The sequence below is a fragment of the Nocardia sp. alder85J genome, assembly GCF_020176955.2.
Taxonomy (GTDB): domain Bacteria; phylum Actinomycetota; class Actinomycetes; order Mycobacteriales; family Mycobacteriaceae; genus Nocardia.
This window is the reverse complement of sequence record NZ_JAIUCZ020000001.1, coordinates 1,204,943-1,224,589: the sequence shown is the minus strand read 5'-3', so window position 1 is coordinate 1,224,589 and position 19,647 is coordinate 1,204,943. Positions and strand designations below refer to the sequence as shown.

The 19,647-nt window shown below is 69.3% G+C and carries 19 protein-coding genes and 3 pseudogenes; 8 read left to right on the top strand and 14 right to left on the bottom strand.

From position 1 onward, the window contains the following. Positions 1 to 24 precede the first annotated feature (24 nt). Positions 25 to 441, top strand: coding sequence for a nuclear transport factor 2 family protein (locus LBW94_RS05715; RefSeq protein WP_225062459.1), 417 nt, complete (start codon positions 25 to 27; stop codon positions 439 to 441). Positions 442 to 648: 207 nt separating this feature from the next. Here the strand turns inward: LBW94_RS05715 and LBW94_RS05710 are convergent, their stop codons facing one another. The 3 genes from LBW94_RS05710 to LBW94_RS05700 form a co-directional block, all read right to left on the bottom strand. Then, on the bottom strand, positions 649 to 840 hold the full coding sequence (locus tag LBW94_RS05710) for a hypothetical protein (RefSeq protein WP_225062458.1): 192 nt from the start codon (positions 838 to 840) through the stop codon (positions 649 to 651). A gap of 57 nt (positions 841 to 897) precedes the next feature. Further along, entirely contained in the window at positions 898 to 1,725 is an 828-nt protein-coding gene (locus LBW94_RS05705) for a transposase family protein (protein ID WP_266269969.1), read from the bottom strand. A 1,031-nt stretch (positions 1,726 to 2,756) separates the two neighbouring features. Then, positions 2,757 to 3,470: a recombinase family protein gene (locus LBW94_RS05700; RefSeq protein WP_225060725.1), complete on the bottom strand. Its 714-nt coding sequence runs from the start codon at positions 3,468 to 3,470 to the stop codon at positions 2,757 to 2,759. 429 nt (positions 3,471 to 3,899) lie between these two features. On the opposite strand from LBW94_RS05700, the gene LBW94_RS05695 reads away from it, so the two are divergent. Beyond that, on the top strand, positions 3,900 to 4,622 hold the full coding sequence (locus LBW94_RS05695; RefSeq protein WP_225060726.1) for an IclR family transcriptional regulator: 723 nt from the start codon (positions 3,900 to 3,902) through the stop codon (positions 4,620 to 4,622). A gap of 18 nt (positions 4,623 to 4,640) precedes the next feature. Here LBW94_RS05695 and LBW94_RS05690 read toward each other — a convergent pair whose 3' ends face one another. From LBW94_RS05690 to LBW94_RS05665, 6 genes are all read right to left on the bottom strand, one after another. Next, the gene (locus LBW94_RS05690) at positions 4,641 to 4,784 is read right to left on the bottom strand and encodes a hypothetical protein (protein ID WP_225060727.1); all 144 of its coding nucleotides are present in this window, start codon (positions 4,782 to 4,784) and stop codon (positions 4,641 to 4,643) included. Between the two features lie 9 nt (positions 4,785 to 4,793). After that, positions 4,794 to 4,931, bottom strand: a complete 138-nt coding sequence (locus LBW94_RS05685; RefSeq protein ID WP_225060728.1) for a hypothetical protein — start codon at positions 4,929 to 4,931, stop codon at positions 4,794 to 4,796. Between the two features lie 42 nt (positions 4,932 to 4,973). Further along, positions 4,974 to 5,615, bottom strand: a complete 642-nt coding sequence (locus LBW94_RS05680) for a GntR family transcriptional regulator (RefSeq protein WP_225060729.1) — start codon at positions 5,613 to 5,615, stop codon at positions 4,974 to 4,976. 34 nt (positions 5,616 to 5,649) lie between these two features. Beyond that, the gene (locus tag LBW94_RS05675) at positions 5,650 to 6,558 is read right to left on the bottom strand and encodes a hydroxymethylglutaryl-CoA lyase (RefSeq protein WP_225060730.1); all 909 of its coding nucleotides are present in this window, start codon (positions 6,556 to 6,558) and stop codon (positions 5,650 to 5,652) included. Beyond that, on the bottom strand, positions 6,555 to 7,751 hold the full coding sequence (locus LBW94_RS05670; RefSeq protein ID WP_225060731.1) for a CaiB/BaiF CoA transferase family protein: 1,197 nt from the start codon (positions 7,749 to 7,751) through the stop codon (positions 6,555 to 6,557). Before LBW94_RS05670 ends, LBW94_RS05675 begins: the two co-directional genes overlap by 4 nt. Positions 7,752 to 8,275: 524 nt before the next feature. After that, positions 8,276 to 9,211: an aldo/keto reductase gene (locus LBW94_RS05665; RefSeq protein WP_225060811.1), complete on the bottom strand. Its 936-nt coding sequence runs from the start codon at positions 9,209 to 9,211 to the stop codon at positions 8,276 to 8,278. A 102-nt stretch (positions 9,212 to 9,313) separates the two neighbouring features. Between LBW94_RS05665 and LBW94_RS05660 the strand changes: the two genes are divergently transcribed. Further along, entirely contained in the window at positions 9,314 to 9,892 is a 579-nt protein-coding gene (locus tag LBW94_RS05660) for a TetR/AcrR family transcriptional regulator (protein WP_225060812.1), read from the top strand. A gap of 108 nt (positions 9,893 to 10,000) precedes the next feature. On the opposite strand, the pseudogene LBW94_RS44365 reads toward LBW94_RS05660, so the two are convergent. Beyond that, a pseudogene (locus LBW94_RS44365) lies at positions 10,001 to 10,192 on the bottom strand (hypothetical protein); the annotation flags it as partial. A 29-nt stretch (positions 10,193 to 10,221) separates the two neighbouring features. Here LBW94_RS44365 and LBW94_RS05650 point away from each other — a divergent pair. The 3 genes and pseudogenes from LBW94_RS05650 to LBW94_RS05640 all read left to right on the top strand — a co-directional run. Continuing rightward, positions 10,222 to 10,440 (top strand): annotated as a pseudogene (locus LBW94_RS05650) (MarR family transcriptional regulator); the annotation flags it as partial. Positions 10,441 to 10,503: 63 nt separating this feature from the next. Beyond that, positions 10,504 to 11,013: pseudogene (locus LBW94_RS05645) on the top strand (LLM class flavin-dependent oxidoreductase); the annotation flags it as partial. 74 nt (positions 11,014 to 11,087) lie between these two features. Continuing rightward, positions 11,088 to 12,641 carry an MFS transporter gene (locus tag LBW94_RS05640; protein WP_225060733.1) on the top strand — a complete coding sequence of 518 codons (1,554 nt, stop codon included), beginning with the start codon at positions 11,088 to 11,090 and terminating at the stop codon, positions 12,639 to 12,641. Here the strand turns inward: LBW94_RS05640 and LBW94_RS05635 are convergent. Beyond that, positions 12,620 to 14,869, bottom strand: coding sequence for an MMPL family transporter (locus LBW94_RS05635; protein ID WP_225060734.1), 2,250 nt, complete (start codon positions 14,867 to 14,869; stop codon positions 12,620 to 12,622). The two genes, LBW94_RS05640 and LBW94_RS05635, sit on opposite strands and share 22 nt — an antisense overlap. 79 nt (positions 14,870 to 14,948) lie before the next feature. Here LBW94_RS05635 and LBW94_RS05630 point away from each other — a divergent pair, with 79 nt between their 5' ends. After that, on the top strand, positions 14,949 to 15,488 hold the full coding sequence (locus LBW94_RS05630) for a MarR family winged helix-turn-helix transcriptional regulator (RefSeq protein WP_225060735.1): 540 nt from the start codon (positions 14,949 to 14,951) through the stop codon (positions 15,486 to 15,488). A 9-nt stretch (positions 15,489 to 15,497) separates the two neighbouring features. On the opposite strand, the gene LBW94_RS05625 is transcribed toward LBW94_RS05630, so the two are convergent. The 3 genes from LBW94_RS05625 to LBW94_RS05615 form a co-directional block, all read right to left on the bottom strand. Further along, positions 15,498 to 16,730 carry a hypothetical protein gene (locus LBW94_RS05625; RefSeq protein ID WP_225060736.1) on the bottom strand — a complete coding sequence of 411 codons (1,233 nt, stop codon included), beginning with the start codon at positions 16,728 to 16,730 and terminating at the stop codon, positions 15,498 to 15,500. Between the two features lie 121 nt (positions 16,731 to 16,851). After that, positions 16,852 to 17,322 carry a GNAT family N-acetyltransferase gene (locus tag LBW94_RS05620; protein ID WP_225060737.1) on the bottom strand — a complete coding sequence of 157 codons (471 nt, stop codon included), beginning with the start codon at positions 17,320 to 17,322 and terminating at the stop codon, positions 16,852 to 16,854. Further along, on the bottom strand, positions 17,312 to 17,929 hold the full coding sequence (locus tag LBW94_RS05615) for a TetR/AcrR family transcriptional regulator (protein WP_225060738.1): 618 nt from the start codon (positions 17,927 to 17,929) through the stop codon (positions 17,312 to 17,314). The genes LBW94_RS05620 and LBW94_RS05615 overlap by 11 nt, the downstream gene beginning before the upstream one ends. Positions 17,930 to 18,018: 89 nt before the next feature. Between LBW94_RS05615 and LBW94_RS05610 the strand changes: the two genes are divergently transcribed. After that, on the top strand, positions 18,019 to 19,461 hold the full coding sequence (locus tag LBW94_RS05610) for an MDR family MFS transporter (protein WP_225060739.1): 1,443 nt from the start codon (positions 18,019 to 18,021) through the stop codon (positions 19,459 to 19,461). Positions 19,462 to 19,647: the final 186 nt, after the last annotated feature.

Genomic DNA, 19,647 nt, shown 5'->3' with positions numbered 1-19,647 from the left:
TGAAATTCGAGGGAGATCGCTGACATGTCCGCCATTACCGCTGTCGATGTCCTGGACCGGCGCCGCCAGCTGACCCTGGCCGGAGATGTCGACGGCCTCGCCGAGTTGTATGCCCTCGATGCCGTCATCGAGTCGCCGTTCGCGGGAGTTCCCGTGCGGCTGGAGGGGCGGGAGGCCATTCGCGAGTACACCCGCCGCGTGGTGGATTCGCCGCTGCGGCTGGACGATTACGAGATCGTCGAGCTGTACCGGACCGAGGATCCGGAGGTGGTCGTCGTGGAACTGCGGGCGTCGGGCACGCTGACCACGACGGGCCGGTCGTTCGCGACGACCTCGATCCAGGTCCTGCGGATCCGCGACGGGCACATCGTCCTGTTCCGCGATTACGCGAATCCCCGTGTGCTGGAAGAGTTCGCCGCGGATCCGCCGCCGGAGGGCTGATGCCGGTTCAGCGGGCCGCGGGCTCGGGCCGGGCGGGGTAGGCGGCCTGGGCCCCGGGCTCGTCGCCCGCGGCGTCCAGCGCCTCCACCGAGTCGATCATGCTGACGCATCGGTGAGGCGGTGCGGTCGATCGGTGCCTGCCGATCGCGTTGGAGCCCCGCGCTTGGATGCTTGGTTCAACGATCGCACCGGCATCTTGGATCGACGCTATGGATCTCCGCCGGGCCAGTTCACCTTGACGTTGAACGGCCCGTGTTCCGCGAAGACCTCGTCCATGGGATTTTGATCGAAGATACCTTCGTATTCGCCTACGAAGCGGTCACGGTAGCTACGTCCGTCAGATTGTCGTTCCTCGGCATATTTCTGCCCCATTTCATGAATCGCCGTTTCCTTGGTCATCTCGCCGCGTAGGTGCTGGTCGTAAATATCTAGGTAATGAGGTGATCCCAGCGACTTTCATGAGATCATTTGATGTTCGAATTGTGTGAGTACGAGAGCGGCTTTCACGAGGCCGCCGGCTCGTTCGGGGCTGATGGTGATGCGCTGCAGCGCCCTCCAGCGTTGACTGAGCAGCGCGAACCCGCGTTCGCCGAGGGCACGCATGCCACGGAGCAAGGCGTTGTAGGCGCGGTTGTCGACATGCAGATGTTCTCCGGGCGGCTGTTTGACAGGGGTGTGGACGCCGATGCCGGCGCCTTCGTAGCCGCTGTCGGCGAGGGTGGGCAGGTTCAGATGTGTTGCGGCCCGGTAGAGGTCGGCGAAGACCAGTTCCCGGGCGGCGTTGATGTCGTGGATCGAGCCGGGGTTTTCGTCGCTGACCCACAGCGGGATTCCCTGCGGACTGGATACCGCTTGGATGTTCGCGCCCTGGGTGCGGGCTTTCCCGGAGTACCACAGGTCGATGACCTCGTCTTTCACGCTGACGGTCTTCTCGCCGACGCGGTCGGTCTCGAAGATCTTCCCGTCGAGGATGACGTAGGCCATGCCTTCGGCGGCGGCTCGTTCGAGGGCTTCGCGGAGTTCGGGTGCTTGGGCGGCAAGGACTTTCACGCCTTCGTCGCGGTACCGGTACGCGGTGGAGCGGCCGAGACCGAATCCGGTGCCGAGAATCGCCACGTCGTCGCGTTTGCGCATCCAGGCCAGCACGAACACCGCTTGCTTCCACGGGGTCAGTGCGCGGGTACCGCGGCGGGTGCCGAGTCGGCGGCGTTCACCGGCCAGCAGCCGCGACACGTAGTCGACCAGTTCACGCGGGACGTCGAGCATGGCAGAATAGGCGATCACGTGGAGTCCTCTGAGGGTGTGAATTCTGTGGTAAGAACTCACTTACAGGGGGCTCCACGCCTTTCCCGGCATTGCCCGGTATTCCTCGAATGTGCGTGTCTGATGGGCGATTGCGCCCATTCCATCGCTGGGATCACCTCAATCCTGCGGTTTCGATGACGCGGGCAGTATCCTGGGCCCGCCGTTATCAGCGATTTCGTGTAGACCTTCAACTTCGTGGAAGACAGCCTGTCCCTCATCTCGGAAATGCGGTTGCGCGCATTTTACTGCCCACGCTGCGCGCCCTTCCCCGCTGTAGGTGACAACCGTCGGCGGGCGCTCACTTTTCGGATGCGCGTGCCCCACTTCATGAAGGATCGCGGATGCCCTGTGCTCCGCGCTGGAGTCCTCGGCGATCGTTATCACCCTGCTCGCACGGTGAGTGTGAGTACCCTCGCCGGCCGGACCGAGACGAATAGTCCAGCCGGCGTCTTGGACATCTTTGATCCTCGTCACAGATTTGGGTGACAACGAGACAATTCCGTCAACATCCGCGCCGAGCCCTGTCGTCACCTTCGAACCACCAGGTCCTCCGGACACCACAGCCGAATCTCGCGGGGAAGCGGTGGTATCGCCCGATGGTTTGTCGGCGGTACCGTCCGCTCCGCCACTACGATCAACTGTGTGGGGATTCAGAGTCTCTGCCTGCCTGTGTTGTTCAGGCGCTGTCAACCCCTCCCCTGCCTGTTCGACCCCACGCCCGCCAAGGCGGTCGGCATGCACCTTCACATCGACATCTCGCTCGACAAAGCGAGTTGCGCCTCTGGGCATGTCCGCAGCGCCCTCGGCTCCCCTCCGGGTCAGGCGTTCCAGATCTTCCAAGACTCTGCCCAAGACCCTGGTCACGCCGTTGCTCAACCAGGCCTCACCACTGCGATAGGTGCACGCTCGGGCACGGGAAGCGGCGCCGCGCCGGCGCGACGCATCGTGACTGTTGCCGGATCCACTTCATTGGGGAGGCGGGCCACCTGCGCCGCAACAGCTTCCATGGATTATCCTGTGGCCGCAACGTGAACGTCGACCACTGCGGATCCGAGGTAGCGGTGCAGGGAGGTCTTCGGGATACCGGTTTTTCTTGTGATCTCGGCCAGTGACTTGTGTTCCCGGCGCAGCAGGCGCGCATACTCGATCTTGCCCTCGGGGTGTGCGACCGGACGCCCGACACGGCGACCAGCGGCTGCGGCGACAGCGCGAGCATGAGCGGCCCGCTCGGCGGTAAAGGTGCGCTCCATCTCGGCGAACAACGCCAGCAGCAATACCGTCACCGCGCCCATGCCCTCGTCGGCGGTGTCTATCGGCATCGGATCGGCCAGCGACTTCACCCCGATACCCTGCTCACGCAGCGAGTGGATGAGGTTCAGTACCTCCCGCAGGTTGCGGCCCAACCGGTCCAAAGTGTGCACCACGATTCGATCCCCCGGCCGCGCGTAGGCCAGAAGCCTGATCAGACCGGGCCGATCGACGGCCGCACCCGTCTTCTTGTCGACGTAGATCCGCGGAGCTGGAATCCCGGCGTCGGCGAGCGCGGCCAGTTGGCGGTCGAGGCTTTGTTTGGTCGAGCCGACCAGCGGGTAGCCGAGATCCCAACCATCGGTCGAGTGCTGATCCAACGTCACGGCGAAACCGTAGCGGAAATCGGTTCCGCACACCGGTTTCGGAACGCTTCCCCGTGATGGCCAGTGGAACGACTTCTGGAACGAGGGCAATCGAATTCAGCGCTTGTCATAATTTGTACGAATGTACAATTACCTGCCAATGCGGGGTCGCGTTCGATCCGTTCCACTTCCAAGGAACCAGAACGGATAGTTGAAGGAATGCTCCCGCCGAACGCACTCGCTGCATTGCGGCTCGTCAGCTCAGGGCCATCGAGCCGCTCTCTGGTAGCGGAGTGATCATCGGATCTCTCTCGAAGGTTCGGATATAGAACCAGTGGCGAATCGGTGCGCTGCTCGCCAGTGCGCTCGCGGTGATCCGGGAATCGTCCGGTGACACGGTCCGGAACAAGCAGTTCCGGACCAGTGACGCTCGAGGAAAGACGGTTTCGGCGTGATTGCGCCAGGTGGCGGATGGGAAGAGCCGTCCGGATTCGCCTCGATCATGAGTTCGATATCGGAACCATGTGGCATGCTGGGGACGTGGAAGGCTCCAAGACCGTGGACCAGGCGCTGCGGCTACTGTTCGAACTGCATCGCCGAGGCGAGCAGACTCCGGTGGAATTGGCCCGCGCGCTGGACTGCAATCGCACGGTGGCGCATCGTCTGCTCGCCAGCTTGCAGAATGCGGGCTTCGTGCAGCGCGACAACGACCGGGCCCGCTATGCGATCGGTCCCGCGCTGGCGCAGCTGGCCGCCCCGGCGACCACCTCGCTGCGCGATCTGGTCCGCCCGGTGACCGATCAGCTGTCCGCGAAAACCGGTGAGACCGTGCTGTTCTGCCTGCGCGAGGGCAGCCGTGCGGTGGTGGCCGAACAGTCGGTGGGCGTGCGGCATCCGGTGCGGGTGCAATGGGAGGTGGGCCGCACCCTGGGCCTGGAGCAGGGCGCGTCCGGTCGCGCGGTCCTGCTCGGCAGCCCACAGAGTTTCGTGCGCGCGGTGGCGGCCATGACCAGTGACCCGGCCACGCTGATCCGCCAGGTGGCGCAGGCGCGTGAGCGCGGTTACGCGGTGTCGCGGGACGAGGCCATGCCGGAGGTGGGCGGTATCGCGGTGCCGATCGCGGGCGCGGACCGCCGCGCCACCGGCAGCCTGATGCTGGCCGTGCCGGTATCTCGCGGAGCGGCGCTCACCTCTCATCTCCCGGAACTGCGGGCCGCCGCGGCCCTGATCGAGGAGGCGCTGGCCGAGCGCCGACCCGCCTGAACGGGCCGGCGCCGCGGCTCAGGGTCGCAGTTCGTGCTTGTCGAGCCAGGTGACCAGCGTGTCGATGACAAACCCGATATGCTCCGGCTGCCCCTGCAGGTAGTGTGTGCCGCCCCGCACCGGGACGAGCTCTTTGTCCTCGTGCGGGACGGCGGCATACATCGAGGTGGCCTAGCTCGGGAAGCACACCTGGTCGGCGGTGCCGTACACGATCAGCGCCGGCACCGAGATGCGGCGCAGGTGACCCGGTCCGTCGCAATGGGATTCGTCGGCACTCCACTGGCTCGGCAACGACTGCGGATTTCGCATGGAACTTTTATCCGGATCTCGAGGGCGGTGGGTCGCCGCTGTTCAGGTGTCGGTCGTGGGCACCATCACCGACCGCGCGGCCAGGATGTGCGCCTGCATGAGCGCGTCGGCCCAGTCGCCGTCGCGGGCCCGGATCGCCGCGACCAGCTCGAGATGCTGGGCACTGCTGACGCGGATCCGCTCGGGCGCGTATTTGTGAAAGGTGCGGGCGATCAACGGGATATCGATGATCCCGCGCAGTTGGGTGGCCAGATGCCGGCTGCGGGCGGCCAGCACGATCGCGCGGTGGAAATGGTTGTTGAGTTCGGTCAGCTCGTCGCGATCGGCGTGGGGATCGGCGGCCAGTTCGTCCATCCGGCGGGCGGTGCCCTCCAGCTCGCGCAGGTCCTCCGGTTCGCGGCGGACCGCGGCCAGCCGGGCCGCGAGACTCTCCAGCCGGGCCCGGATGTGGTACAGGTCCTCGAGCCCGAGGGCCGACCACGCGGTCACCCGGACCCCGCGGTTGGGTGCGAACTCGACCAGGCCCTCGGCCTCCAAGCGGCGCAACGCCTCTCGCACCGGGGTGCGCGACACCCCGAGCTCCTGCGCGAGTTTGCCCTCGCGCAGCCATTCGCCGCGGGTCAGCTTGCCGGCCACGATGTCGTCCCGGATCGACGTGTACGCGTTGGCCGCCGCATCCGCCATGATCGTCTCCTCGCTGTGGTCTGGTCGCCCGAACCTAGCCGACAGCGGCCGGGAAGCCGCCCGCCCGCGGCAGCAGCGCGGGGAGTTCCTTGCCGAGCAGCGCGCCCATCTCGGCGCTGGTGGCGATGAGCGCGTCCAGGTCGAGACCGGTCGGGTGCCCGCCGCGTTCGAGCAGGTACACCAGGTCCTCGGTCGCGATGTTGCCCGTGGCGCGCGGCGCGAACGGGCAGCCGCCGATACCGCCGATGCCGGCGTCGAGGGTGTCCGCGCCCGCCGCGAGCGCGGCCCAGGCGTTGGCGTAGCCGGTGTTCCGCGTGTTGTGGAAGTGGAACCGCAGCCCGGCCCCGGCGCCGGTGATGTCCCGGGTGCCCTCGGCCAACAACGAAACCTGCGGCGGCACACCGACTCCGATGGTGTCGGCCAGGCAGATCTCCTGCGCGCCCGCGGCGTACGCGGCGGACACGATGCGCAGCACCGCCGCGGGGTCCACCTCGCCCTCGAATGGGCAGCCGAATGCGGTGCCCACCGTCAGGGTCGCGAAAATACCTGCGGTGCGCGCCCTTTCGATGATCCCGGCGGCGATGCGGGTCGATTCCTCGGTGGACATGTTCTGGTTGCGACGGCTGAAGGTGTCGCTGGCGCAGACCACCACGTTGATCTCGTCTACCGTGGCGGCCAGCGCGCGGTCCAGGCCGCGATCGTTGAGCACCAGCGCCGAATAGCTCACGCCCTCGACGCGGTGCAGGCCGGACAGTACCGCCTCGGCATCGGCCATGGCGGGCACCAGCTTCGGATGCACGAACGACGCCACCTCGATGCGGCGCGCACCGGCGTCGGCGAGCAGGTCGGCGATGCGGAGCTTGTCGGCGGTGGCCACCAGCACGGATTCGTTCTGCAATCCGTCGCGCAGCGACACGTCGACGATACTCACGGCAGTGCTCATCGCGTCCCCACTTCGATTGTGCCATCGGCGTTCTCGGCGACCATCTCGCGCACCTCGGCATCGTGCTCGCCGTGCCGGGCGCCACCCCAGCGGACCCGGCCGGGCGTACGGCTCAGTCGCGGGGCGACCGCCTGCATCGGCACCGCACCCAATTCGGCGTCGGGCACCTCGACGATGCTGCCGCGCGCGGCGAACTGCGGGTCGGCGAGCATGTCGGCGGCCACATAGATGCTGCCGACCGGCACCCCGTGCTCGTTCAGCACGGCCAGCAGGTCGTCCGCGGCCAGCCCGCGGGTCCAGTCGGCGACCAGGTCGTCGAGTTCGGCCTGCCGGGCGCCGCGGGCGCGGTGGGTGGCGTACTCCTCGGACTCGGCCAGTTCGGGCCGGCCCATGGCGGCGGCCAGCCGCCGGAACACCGTGTCCTGATTGGCCGCGATGAGCAGCATCTTGCCGTCGGCGGTCGGGTACACGTTGCTGGGCGCGATACCCGGCAGCACCGATCCGGACCGTTCGCGGGTGACCCCGGCGACGGCATAGTCCGACACCAGCGATTCGGTCATCGCCAGCACCGATTCGTAGATCGACACGTCGACCACCTGGCCCTGGCCCGAGCGGTGCCGCTCCTGGAGGGCGAACATGGTGCCGAGCGTCGCGTGCAGCCCGGCCAGCAGATCGCCCAGCGAGACGCCGAACCGGCTCGGCGCGTGCGCCGGATCGCCGACCAGGTATCGCAGCCCGCCCATGGCCTCGCCGATGGAGCCGTATCCGGCCCGGCCGGAATACGGGCCGTCCTGTCCGTAGCCGCTGACCCGGGTCAGGATCAGGCCCGGGTTGAGTGCGCTGAGCACGTCGAAGCCGAGACCGAAGCGCTCCAGGGTGCCGGGGCGGAAGTTCTCGATCACCGCATCGGCGCCGGCGGCCAGCCCGAGCACGAACTCGCGGCCCGCCTCGGTGTGCAGATCGGCGGTGACGCAACGCTTTCCGCGTCCGATCACATTCCAGGACAGTGATCTGCCCTCGTGCACCACCCCCCATTCGCGCATCGGGTCGCCGCGGTCGGGCTGCTCGATCTTGATGACGTCGGCGCCGAAATCGGCCAGCAGCTGACCGCAGAACGGCCCCGCGATGAGCTGACCGAGTTCGATGACCCGCAGTCCGGCGAGTGGTCCGTCGGGGCCGGGCGGAGGAGTCATGCGGGCTTTCCCTTCTTCGGGCAGGCGTGGCTCGGGCCACAGGTATTGCATACAATACTCGGCATCCGAGACCGGATATGTCAAGCGTAGTGCAACCCGCTACAGAAATTGCATACGTCTTGCGGTCGTGCCTCCTCGGCGGAGATTCGGATCGAGCATTGACTCGCGCGCAAGCAAGGACACATACCCGTCCCGACTTTCCGGCGACCGCCGTGCTGCCTCCGGTACGCCGCACCCCGACCTCCGGGCCGGGCCGACTGCCCGCCCGCCTCCGCTGCTTTCTCGGACAGCGGAGTCACCGTGAACGACACGTCCCCCGGCGACCCGGCCGCCGCCGGCCTGCACCGTCCCGGCGTGCGTCCCGGCGACACCGTCGCGCTGACAACGCATCGCGAGCGCGCTGCTGGGAAGTCCCGCCTTCGCGCTCGGCGGCGGCACCGACGAGATCCAGCTCAGCACCCTCGGCGAACGGGTACTGAACCTGCCGCCGGAGCCCAGGCCGACTGTTGCGCAATCACAGTGAGCTACGTGTCCAGGCCCAGCCGCTTCCGGGCCTCGGTGTAGACGTCGGCCGGCAGCGGCCCGCGGGCGACGATCCCGACATTGGCCCGGAGGTGCTCGAGGTTGGCGGTGCCGACGATCGTGCTGGCCACATCGGGATGGCTGATGGTGAAGCGCAGCACGAACTCGTGGCGCGACATGCCGTCGAGCAGTTCGTCCAGCCGCGCGGCCTGCCAGCGATCCAGGGCCGTCGGGCCCGAGGGGTTCATGCTCAACGGCTGCACGGTGAAGTTCTTGTCCGCCGCCGCGGCGCCGCGGGCGGTGCCGCCGCGCACGATCACTCCGGCACCGCTGCGGGCGGCGTCGGAGATCAGCGCGTCGTGCTCGGGTTGCAGTGCCGAATAAGGGATCTGGAATTCGTCGAAGACGTCCATCGCGATGTGGTCTGGCAGATGCGGCAACGTGCCGGACATGCCGAGGAAGCGCACCTTGCCCTCGGCGCGCAGGGCCGCGAGGGTGTCGAGGGTCCGGCCGGTCTCCAGCTCGTCCCGCGAGGGCGACAGGTGCACCTGGACGAGGTCGAGATGGTCGGTGCGCAGCCGCGTGAGGCTCTGCTCGACCCCGGCACGGACATTGGCGGGGCCGAAGTCGTGGGTGTCGGGCATCGGCATCACGCCCGGCGGAAGTGCCGGCGCGCAGCCGCATTTGGAGGCGAGGAAGTATTCGCCGCGGCGAGCGCCGAGGTGCTTGCCGATGAGTTCCTCGCTGTGGCCGTAGTCGATCGAGGTGTCGATCAGGGTGACGCCCGCGTCGAGCAGTTCGTTCAGCAACCGTCCGGCGTCCGCGTCGGAGACGGCCGGGCCGCCCATGTACTCGGCGCCGCGCAGCTCCATCGCGCCGTAGCCCAATACCGAGACCTCGGCTCCGGTGCGCCCGAGAATCCTGCTCGGAAGAGTCATTGTTTGCTCCGTTCGATCCTGGTGACGACATCCCCCACAATTACGGTACTGATCAGTTTCGGAACCGGCAAGTACTATCCAGACAGGAATCGGAGGTGTGAGGTGTCGGAGCAACCAGGTCGTCCCGGCCGGAAGCGGGATTCGTCGCGCGACGCCGCGATCCTCGGGGCGACTCTCGATGTGCTGGCCGAGACCGGATACGAGCGGATGACCACCGACATGGTGGCGGCCCGAGCGAGCGCCAGTAAGGCCACGCTCTATCGGCGATGGCCCTCGAAGGCCGACCTCGTCGTCGAGGCCGTGGAGAGCCTGCGCGCGGAGCCCATCGCCGACACGCCCGACACCGGCAGTCTCGCAGGTGATCTCGCCGCGATGCTGGACACCTCCGGCAATGCCGCCGAATCCCGGAAGTTCAAGGTCGTGGTGGGCCTGCTCTCGCTGTTGCCGCAGGACGCGGACCTCGCGAACGCCGTCCAGCGCCGGATTCTGGGTCCGCGCTCCGCGTCGATCCGGGTCGCCGTGGCGCGGGAGCAGGCGCGCGGGGGCATCGGCGCCGAACGCGACCCGGATCTGATCGCCCTGGTCGTCATGGCGACGATCACGTATCGGCTGATCATGACCGGCGAACCCGTGGATCGCCGATTCCTGGCGACACTCGCCGACGGTGTGCTGAAGGGCTGACGCTGCGAAAATCCTTGCAGCGCCGGCAGTTCGGTCCCGGTGCAACGTACCGGACACTGCGGTGCGGGCCGTGTGGCCGGCGACCTGGTCGATGGTGAGCTGCGAGCTGTCGCGATACCACTCGCCGGTCCAGTTGCACATGCCGGTAATCAGCATCGCCTGTGCGGTCAGGGGCATGTCGACGAAATGTCCGTCCTGCCGGCCGGCCTCGATCACCTGGGCGACCTGGCGGATGTAGCGGGAGCGGGAACGGCGCAGTTCCTCGCCGCGCTCGCCGGGCAGCTTGCCGATCTCGGACATCTGGACTCGGAAGGTGTCCGGATTGGTCAGCGTTGGAGGCGCGCGGCCTGATCGTGCGGGCTCCCGATCCCGACGACGGCCGTCGTCAGGTGCTGACGGTGACGGCGGCGGGTCGCCGTCGCGGTGAGAGCGGCAGGCAGGCCCGTGGGGAGTGGCTGGCTCGTGCCCTCCAGGAGCGGTACACCGAATCCGAGCGAGCGGCGATCCTGATCGCACTCGATCTCCTCGAAAGACTCGTCGATCAGTAAGGAGCGCAATGCAATTCGGAATCCACCACATCGACTTCCCACCCGGTGACGCGACCGCGCTCGGGGGTGCCGTATCCACCGGTGCGGGAGCGGTTCGAGATGCTGGAGGAGACGCTGCGGATCTGCGCGCAGATGTGGAGCGCCGACGACGGGCCGTTCGAGGGCGAGCACTATCGGCTGGCCGAGACGATCTGCCGACCGCGGCCGATCCGCCGACCGCCGATCCTGTTGGGCGGCAGCGGTGAGAAGAAGACGCTGCGCCTGGTCGCGCGGTACGCCGACGTCTGGAACACCACCTCGCCGCTGGAGCAGTTGCCGCACAAACTCGGGGTGCTGCACCGGCACTGCGCCGACGTCGGCCGGGATCCGACCGAGATCCGTTTGTCCGCAGGATTTTTCGCCGATCCGTTCGCGGATCCGGCCGAGTACCCGAAGACCGCGCGCGGCTACGCGGAACTCGGATTCGACCTGCTCAATGTGGGGCCGGTGCCCGGCGATCCGGACCCGGCGGGCTGGGTCGAACGCTACGGCGAGCAGATCGCGCCGCGGCTGGCCGAGATCGAATCCGCGTGAGCCGCCGCCCGGTCGACACCGCCCGTTTCCGTCACCTTCGCCGAACCGCTGACCTGCGGCGGTAGCCTGTGGCGGTGAGGTCAACGGGCGACACACGAGGCACCGCGGCACGGCCGGGTATCGCATTGGCGGCGGTGACCGCCGTCCTGTTCGTCACCTTCCTCGACACCACCGTGGTGAGTGTCGCGCTCGGCGACATCCGCCGGGAGCTGAGCACCGACATCATGCTGTTGCAGTGGGTGGTCAACGCCTACACGCTGGTGTTCGCCGGGCTGATGCTGGCCGGCGGCTCGCTCGGCGACCGGTGGGGGCGCAAGCGGGTGATGATCGCCGGACTGGTCGTGTTCTGCGTGGGTTCGGTGGTCGCGGCGCTGGCGGCCAGTGTGCCGGTGCTGATCGCCGGCCGGGCGATCATGGGCCTGGGCGCGGCGGCCTCGGAGCCGGGCACCCTGTCGGTGCTGCGGCACATCTTCCCCGAGGAGCGGGCGCGGGCCCGTGCGCTGGGGGTGTGGGCGGCGGTGTCGGGGCTGGCGCTGGCGGCCGGGCCGGTGCTGGGCGGGGTGCTGGTGCACGCCTACGGGTGGCGGTCGATCTTCTGGTTCAACCTGGTGATCGGGGCGATGGCGCTGCTGGCCGCGCTGTGGTCGGTGCCGGAGAGCGCCGATCCGCGCCCCGGGCCGGTCGATGTGGCCGGAATCGTGCTCGGCGCAGTGTTTCTCGGATCGGTGATCTACGCCGCGACGACCGGTGAGGACCATGGTTACGGCGCGGGCTCGGTGGTCGCGCTGTTCGCGGTGGGAGCGGTGGCGTTCATCGCCTTCGTGGTGGTGGAGAGCCGGGCCCGCGCACCGATGTTCGACTTCCGATATCTGCGCCTGCCGGCGGTGCGCGACGCGCTGGTGGTCGCGTTCGCCGTCTATTTCGGGGTCTTCTCGCTGTTCTTCTTCACCGCGCTGTATCTGCAAGTGACGCAGTCGTATTCGGCCTCGCACACGGCGTGGGTGTTCGCGCCGATGGCGGGCGGGATCGTGCTCGGCGCGCTGCTCGCCGGTATCTGGGTGGCCCGCTGGGGCTCCCGGACACCGATGATCGCGGGCTGCCTGACGGGCGCCGCGGGTATCCTGCTGACCCGGCACGTGCTCGTCGGGGCGGTACACGATGTGCCGCTGGCGATCGTGATGGCCGTCGCCGGGCTGGGTTTCGGCATCGCGGTGGTGCCGCTGACCTCCGCTGTGCTGTCCGGGGTGCCCGCCGAACATTCGGGAATGGCTGCGGCGGTGACCAACACGATGCGCCAGGTCGGTTCGGCGGTCGGGGTGGCGGTGCTCGGCGCGCTGGTGAACTCGTTCCTCACCGCGGATCTGAAGGACCGGATGACCGCGCTCGGCCTGCCGCCCGGACTCCAGCCCGCCGCCGTGGACGCCGTGCAGCGCGGTCGTATCCCGAAGGGTGTCGACACCACCCCGTACCTGAAATACCTGTCGAAGGTGAATCAGGTGCTCGAGACCGGGAAGTCGGCGTTCCACCACGGACTCGATGTGGCACTACTGGTTTCGGCGGTGCTGATCCTGGCGGCGGCCGCGTTCACCGCGATCGACGCGGCCCTTCACCGGGACACGGTCGCGTAGTCCGGCTCGTGGCGCCGCGCCGGGAGCGCGGGCCACCAGATCCGCGGGCCGATCAGGCGGAACAGCGCCGGGATGACGACCGTCCGGACCACGAAGGTGTCCAGCAGGATGCCCAGCCCGACCACGATGCCCAACTGGGTCAAGGTGATCAGCGGCAGCACGCCGAGCACGCAGAACACCGCGGCCAGCACGATGCCCGCGCTGGTGATCACCGCGCCCGTCGCCGACACCGCGCGCACGATACCGCCGGTGGTGCCGTGCGCCGCGGTCTCCTCACGGGCCCGGGTGACCAGGAAGATCGTGTAGTCGACCCCGAGTGCCACCAGGAACAGGAACGCGAACAGCGGCACATCGACATCCAGCGCCGGGAAGCCGAAAACATGGGCGCTGAGCCAACTTCCGAGCCCGAGCGCCGCCAGCGCGCTGAGCACGGTGACCGCCACCAGCAGCACCGCCGCCGGTACCGCGCGCAACACGGCCAGCAGCACCAGCAGCACGACGGCCAGGATGAACGGGATCACCACCGACCGGTCCCGTCCGGCGGCGTCGCGCGTGTCCAGCGCCTGCGCGTCGCTGCCGCCGACCAGCGCCGCCGCGTCCGGGACCCCGGCCAGTCCGGAGCGCAACTGCCGGATGGTGCTGAACGCGGCGGCCGAGGACGGGGGCGCGTCCAGGGTGACCGTCCACCGGGCCGTGCCCGCCGCGGACACCCCGGTGGGCACGGCCCGGGTCACCCCGGGGGTACGGGCCAGTACCGCCGACACCGCGTCGGCCGCCTCGGGCCGCGCCAGCACGATGGTGGGATCCGAAGCGCCGGAAGGGAAATGGGCCGCGAGCGTATCCAGCCCCGTGATCGATTCGGCCCGCACCCGGAACCGGTCGGCCTGCGCGAGCCCGATGTGCGCGAACGGCAGCGCCGCGGCGCAGACGAGCAGTGCCAGCAGGGTGCCCGCGGCCACCGGCGCCGCGCGCCGCACCACCGCCTGCGCGACCCGATGCCACGGCCCGATCTCCGCGGCATCGCGGCCGTCGACCTCGGGAACCAAGGGCCAGAACGCTTTCCGGCCCACCAGCGCCAGCGCGGGCGGCAACCCGAACAGGACGAACACCAGGGCGACCACCAGCCCCGCCGCGGCGAGCAGGCCCAGGCTGCGGGTATTGGGCAGAGTTGCGAGCAACAGCGTCAGCAGGGCGAGCACCACGGTGACATTGCTGGCCAGCACGGCCGGACCGGCCCGGCGCACCGCCTGTCGCAGCGCCCGGCGATGATCGGCCTCCCGATGCAGTTCGTCGCGATACCGCGACACCAGCAGCAACGCGTAATTCGTGCCGGCCCCGAACACCAGCACACTGGTGATCCCGGACGTGGACCCGTCGAAGCTCAGCCCGGTGAGCCCGGCCAGCCCGGTACCGACCACTCCCGCCACCCGATCCGCCACCGCGACCACCACCAGTGGGATCAGCCACAGCACCGGCGAGCGATAGGTGGCGATCAGCAGCACCGCCACCACCAGCGCCGTGATCGACAACAGCAGCACATTGGCCCCCGAGAACGAGTCGGCGATATCCGCCCCGAACGCCGGCCCGCCGGTCACCTCCAGCCGCAACCCCGCCGGCAACCCGTCCCGCCCGGCGGCCCGCACCTCCCGAATCCGGTCCGTGAGCGCGAATCCGTCGAGATCAGCGGGTATCGGAATCGGCCCGACCACCGCCCGCTGATCAGGAGCGAGTGCCAGGTCTGTTCCGAAGGCCGGTGTAGGTGGCGCACCCTGTGCCGAGCCGGGCTCCCGCGTCGGACCGGGCTGGATCCCCGCTGAAGGCGCAGATTGTGTTCCCGTCGACAGATCGGCCGGGCTGCCCGCCGCTGGACCGGAATGCGGCTCCGCGGCGGGGGCGGGTTGCGGGCGCTTCGGCGAATCAGCGGTCGCGCCGCGCATCCGGTGCAACGCCGCGGCGGCCGCCGAGTGGTCGGCGGCGTCGAGGATGCCGCCGTCGGTGCGGGTCAGTACGGCGACGGCGGTGGTGGTGCCGCCGTCGGGGAATTGACGTAGCAGTGTCTTCACCGTGGCCGAATCCGCCGACGGCGGAAGGGAATCCGGTGCCCGGCCCGCCGAGCCGTTGCCGCCGACCAGACCCATCAGTGCGGCCGCGGCGACGAGAAGGACCACCAGCAGGGTCCACGACCGCCGGCCGGAGACCAGGGCCGCGTACCTGTCCCAGAGACGCATGCGCCAACTATTTCAGATACTGAAATAAATGACAAGGTCGGCGGACCGCTAGGGTGACAGCACACGGAAGGGGCAGGGCATGACGCACGGCGGAGCATCGGCCGGTCCGGACGGGCGCGACGATCGTGATCGGATGCAGATCGAGATCGCCCGCGACATCCGGGCGCTCACCGCGGTGTCGGAGCAGATCGGGCATCGGTTCGCCCGGTCGAACGAGTTGCGCGCCACCGACTTCCGGGCCCTCATGCACATCGCCACCGCCGATACCGAGGGGACGCCGCTGACCGCCGGTGGGCTGCGCGCGAAGATGGGCCTGTCGCCCGCGGCCGTCACCTATCTCGTCGAGCGGCTGATCGAATCCGGCCACGTCCGGCGCTCGACCGATCCCGCCGACCGCCGCCGGGTGTTGTTGCACCACAGCGAGCACGGCATGGCGGTGGCGAGCGAATTCTTCACCCCACTGGGCGCGCGCACCCGGGAAGGCACCGCGGAGCTGCCGGACGCGGATCTGGCCGCCGCCCATCGGGTGCTGACCGCGATCGTCGCGGCCATGCGGCGGTACCACGCCGAGCCGACCCCCGCCGGCGGTGCGGCGGAGCCGGATACCGAGCCGGTCTGAGCACGGTCGTCAGGCCGGACCGCCGCCGATCCGGTTCAGCTGCACCTGGATTCGCAGCCAGGTCGGGTCCGCGTCGGTGACGGTGTCCACCGTAGCCGGATCGCCCGGCTCCCAGGATCGGGCGCCGTCGGTGAGCACGAGTTGCGAATCGAGATCCGTCCCGGGATCGACCTCGGTGGTCCCGGTCAGGAAGGCCGCCACCGGTTCCGGGGCCGCGGCGGGCGTCGCGCCGTCCGCGGCGACCAGGATCAGTGCACCGTCGGCGTCCGCCACCACCAGGTTGCCGGCCGCGGTGACACCCAGCGCGGTCACGGCGGCTCCGGTCGGGGTGTCGTGCCGGGCCGACCGCTGATTGTCCAGATCGGCCTCGACGAGCGCGCCTTCCGGCGTCCCGATCCAGAGCACCCCGGGTCGCGCGCCGAACGCGATGTTGTGCCGCGACCAGGCCCGCATCCGGTCCAGCCACTCCTGCGGATAGGGATATCCCGGACTGGGATCGCCGAGCGTCATGGACAGCACGTTGTCCAGCGACGGGAATTCGAACACGTCCAGCGAATTGCCGTAGGCATTGCCCCGGATCGCCAGGTAACGGCCGTCCGGGCTGAAGATCGGCGTCTCGTAGCCGTCGACGTCCAGGATCAGCGCCCGGCGCAGCACCCGCAGCCCGGCCGGGGCGGCCCGCTCGTCGACGCGCGCGAACAACCCGAGCGTCGCCCCCTGATTGCTGCGCAGGGTGAGCGCCAGGCCACCGGCCGGATGTGACGCGACCCCGGTGTCCCAGCCGGGTCCGGCGCCGATATCGCCGGTCTCCAGATCGATCACGTCCGAGCGCTCCCAGCTGTCGGCGGCGGTCGCGGCCGGGGTGGCCCAGAGGGTGCGACCGCCGGGGCCGAACGCCAGGCCGCGATAGGCGGCCGTCGGCGGCAGGCCCGCCAGCGCGAATTCGCCGGACGGGGTCCAGCGCAGCACGGTGCCCGCGACCGACACCATCAGCACCGGCTCGCCCGGATGCCAGGCCGTCGCGGGCGCGCGCAGCACCCGCTCCCACGCGTTGTCCTGCTCGTATCCGGCCGCGTCGGCGCCGACGGTGCCGAGTGCGCGCAGGTCCCGGGCGTCCCAGATGTGCACCGCCGGGCGCGCGGAATCCAGCCCGGCGATCAGGGGCAGTCGCGGATGACAGATCAACCGCTCGACCGCGACTCCCCCACCGACCCGGACACGCGCAACGGTCTCTACGGTCATTCCGATACGGTAGTCGCCGCGCCAGGCGGCCATGTCCTCGAGGCCGGGAATATCTGCGCGCCTGCACTTTTGCGCCACCGGCCCGAAGGCCGCCGGCCCCGCGCACGAGGCCGATCGGCGCTCAGTCGCCGAGATCGCGATAGTAGAAGTACATCGGTTCGGTCCGGTCCGGCTCGATGTGCCGGAAGCCGTGGGTCTCGTAGAAGCGGCGGGCATCGGTGTCGACGCCGTCGACGTTGATCTGCATCTCCGCCGCGCCCCGGGCGCGGGCCGTGTCGCAGGCGGCCGCCAGCAGGGCGTGGCCGAGCCGGCGGCGGCGCAGGTCCGGTTGCACGTAGAGCTCCTCCAGCAGCGCTGTCGGCCCGTCGGCCCAGACCGAGGGCCGCAACGACACCACCGCGACGCCGGAGGCCGGTTCGCCACCGAGCAGGGCGATCAGGTCGCCACCGGTCAGCGTGCGGCGCAGGCGGGCCGTGAGCACCTCGACTCCCGGCGTGGGCGTGTCGAATTCGCGGTTGAAGGCGTCCAGTAGCGCGGCGACGGTGACGGCGTCGGCGGCCGTGGCGGTGCGGATCCGCGGCTCATCCACCACGGCTGTACCGTTCGGCCAGGGGCCAGAAGATGTCGTCGACGATCGTCGCGATCCGTTCCGGCGCAACGGGTTCGAGGGTCATGAAGATCTCGTGCCGGATCAGGTCGAACGGGACGGTGAGAATCTCCCGCGGTATCCGGTCGAGGTCGATCTCGCCGCGCTCGTGCGCGCGCTCGAAGACGATGTTCGACCGGCCCAGCCGGTTCCGGCCGAGCAACTCGTGCCGGATACCGGCCGGGGTCAGCCCGGTGCTGTCGTGCAGTCCGGCGAAGATCGCGCCGACCAGGGTGATCAACTCGGCGCGGGTGTCGCTGCTGTCGGTGAGGAGCACACGCAGATCCTCGCGCAGGTTGCCGGTGTCGGGGATGGTGACCGGATGGGTCTCGAGATAGTGGCGTATCGCGTCGACGACCAGGTCCTCCTTGTTGGGCCAGCGCCGATACAGCACGGCCACACCGGTTCTCGCGCGCACCGCGACGGATTCCATGGTCAGTCTGGCCAGGCCCGCGTCGGCGAGTTCCGCCCACGCGGCCTCGAGCAGCGCATGCTCCAGTTCCCGGCCGCGGCGGCGCCGGGGCGCGTCGGTCACCGCATCCTCTGTCGTCACCCCACCGATTATAAGGATGGTTTGCATTCCTTACCGCGGCCTCGTACCGTCGTTAGGAGACGAATACCTCTCTTATAGATGGAGTCGGGATGACCACGACCGCTACCACCGACACCGGCCCGGCCGATCCGGGCAAAGTCGATCCGGCGGTACTGAAGACCGCGTTCGTCCTGATCGTGGGCGCCCTGGCGGTGGTGTTCGACACCACCATCGTCAGCGTCGCACTGCACGAACTGGCCGGCGACCTGCATACCTCCGTGGCCACCATCCAGTGGGTGATGACCGGCTACCTGCTCGCGCTCGCGGTCGCCGTACCGCTGAGCACCTGGGCGCTCGGGCGTTTCGGCGGCAAACGGGTCTGGATGTTCTCGCTGGTCGTCTTCCTGGTGGGGTCGATCGGCTCGAGCCTGGCGTGGAATGCGGGGTCGCTGATCGGCTGGCGGGTCGTCCAGGGGCTCGGCGGCGGGCTGATGTTGCCGGTCATGACGACGCTGATCATGCAGGCCGCCGCGGGCCGCGCGCTGGGGCGCACCACCACCTGGGTGGCGCTGCCCGCGCTGCTCGGGCCCATCTGCGGGCCCCTGGTCGGCGGCGCCATCATCACGCATCTGAGCTGGCGGTACATGTTCTGGGTGAACGTGCCGTTCTGCCTGGTCGGGCTGGCGCTCGCCGCCGTCTTCCTCACCACGGACACACCGCCGGCCACGCCGCCGCGTCTCGACCGCTGGGGGCTGGTCCTGTTCGCCCCCGCCATCGTCGCGCTCATCCTGGCCCTGTCCGACGCCGGCGCGCATGCCGGCTTCGCGCGCACCGATGTGACCGTGCCGCTCGCGATCGGCCTGGTGTGCCTGGCCGCCTTCACATTCCATGCGCTGCGCCGGCCCGAACCGCTGATCGATATTCGGCTGCTCAGGAGCCGCTCGGTGGGATCCTCGTCGGCGGTGCTGTTCCTCTCCGGGTTCGCGCTCTACGGCGCGATGCTGCTGCTGCCGCTGTACTACCAGCAGGTACGCGGCGTCACCGCGCTCACCGCCGGAGTCATGCTGGTCCCGCAGGGCATCGGCACCCTGCTGAGCCGGCAGATCGCCGGACCGCTCACCGACCGGATCGGCGCGCGCTCGATCGCGGTCGTCGGCTTCCTGGTCACCGCGGTCGCGACGGTGCCGTTCTGTTTCGCGGACGCGCGCGGCGACTCCTGGATTCTCGCCCTGTGGCTGGTGATTCGCGGCATGGGCCTCGGCGCCATCACCATGCCGGTGATGACCGCGTCCTATGTCGGCTTGAATCGGGGACAGATCGCCCATTCGAGCGTGCTGACCCGGACGACCCAGCAGGTCGGCGGTTCGTTCGGCACGGCGGTACTCGCCGTGGTCCTCGAGGCCGCACTCGCCTCGCGCAGCGCCGGACACGCCGCGGGCGCCTTCCACGTGGCCTTCTGGTGGGCAACGGGTTTCGCGCTGCTCGCAATCGTGCCCTGTGCCTGGCTACCCGGCCGCAAGCAGGTGCGAGCGGCGGCCGCCGCCGCGCGCTGACGCCTTTCGGCACCGCCGGCGCCGGATCCGGACCCGGACCCGGCGGGCAGTATTGCTCCGCGGCGTTCTCAGGGGGCGTCGCGGAGGGCGTCGAACCCGTGAATCAGTGCGGCGACGGCGAATTCGAAGCGGGCGTGGTCGTCGGTACCCGCGGCGGGGCGGGACTCCCACGCGGCACGGGCCACC

Excerpts from the sequence above, each read along its gene's own strand:
- LBW94_RS05690 (WP_225060727.1), bottom strand. The coding sequence starts at position 4,784 with ATGTATGCCGCCGTCCCGCACGAGGACAAAGAGCTCGTCCCGGTGCGG.
- LBW94_RS05715 (WP_225062459.1), top strand. The coding sequence starts at position 25 with ATGTCCGCCATTACCGCTGTCGATGTCCTGGACCGGCGCCGCCAGCTG.
- LBW94_RS05665 (WP_225060811.1), bottom strand. The coding sequence starts at position 9,211 with ATGACTCTTCCGAGCAGGATTCTCGGGCGCACCGGAGCCGAGGTCTCG.
- LBW94_RS05630 (WP_225060735.1), top strand. The coding sequence starts at position 14,949 with ATGACGCACGGCGGAGCATCGGCCGGTCCGGACGGGCGCGACGATCGT.
- LBW94_RS05610 (WP_225060739.1), top strand. The coding sequence starts at position 18,019 with ATGACCACGACCGCTACCACCGACACCGGCCCGGCCGATCCGGGCAAA.
- LBW94_RS05675 (WP_225060730.1), bottom strand. The coding sequence starts at position 6,558 with ATGAGCACTGCCGTGAGTATCGTCGACGTGTCGCTGCGCGACGGATTG.
- LBW94_RS05635 (WP_225060734.1), bottom strand. The coding sequence starts at position 14,869 with ATGCGTCTCTGGGACAGGTACGCGGCCCTGGTCTCCGGCCGGCGGTCG.
- LBW94_RS05625 (WP_225060736.1), bottom strand. The coding sequence starts at position 16,730 with ATGACCGTAGAGACCGTTGCGCGTGTCCGGGTCGGTGGGGGAGTCGCG.
- LBW94_RS05710 (WP_225062458.1), bottom strand. The coding sequence starts at position 840 with ATGACCAAGGAAACGGCGATTCATGAAATGGGGCAGAAATATGCCGAG.
- LBW94_RS05685 (WP_225060728.1), bottom strand. The coding sequence starts at position 4,931 with ATGCGAAATCCGCAGTCGTTGCCGAGCCAGTGGAGTGCCGACGAATCC.
- LBW94_RS05680 (WP_225060729.1), bottom strand. The coding sequence starts at position 5,615 with ATGGCGGATGCGGCGGCCAACGCGTACACGTCGATCCGGGACGACATC.
- LBW94_RS05670 (WP_225060731.1), bottom strand. The coding sequence starts at position 7,751 with ATGACTCCTCCGCCCGGCCCCGACGGACCACTCGCCGGACTGCGGGTC.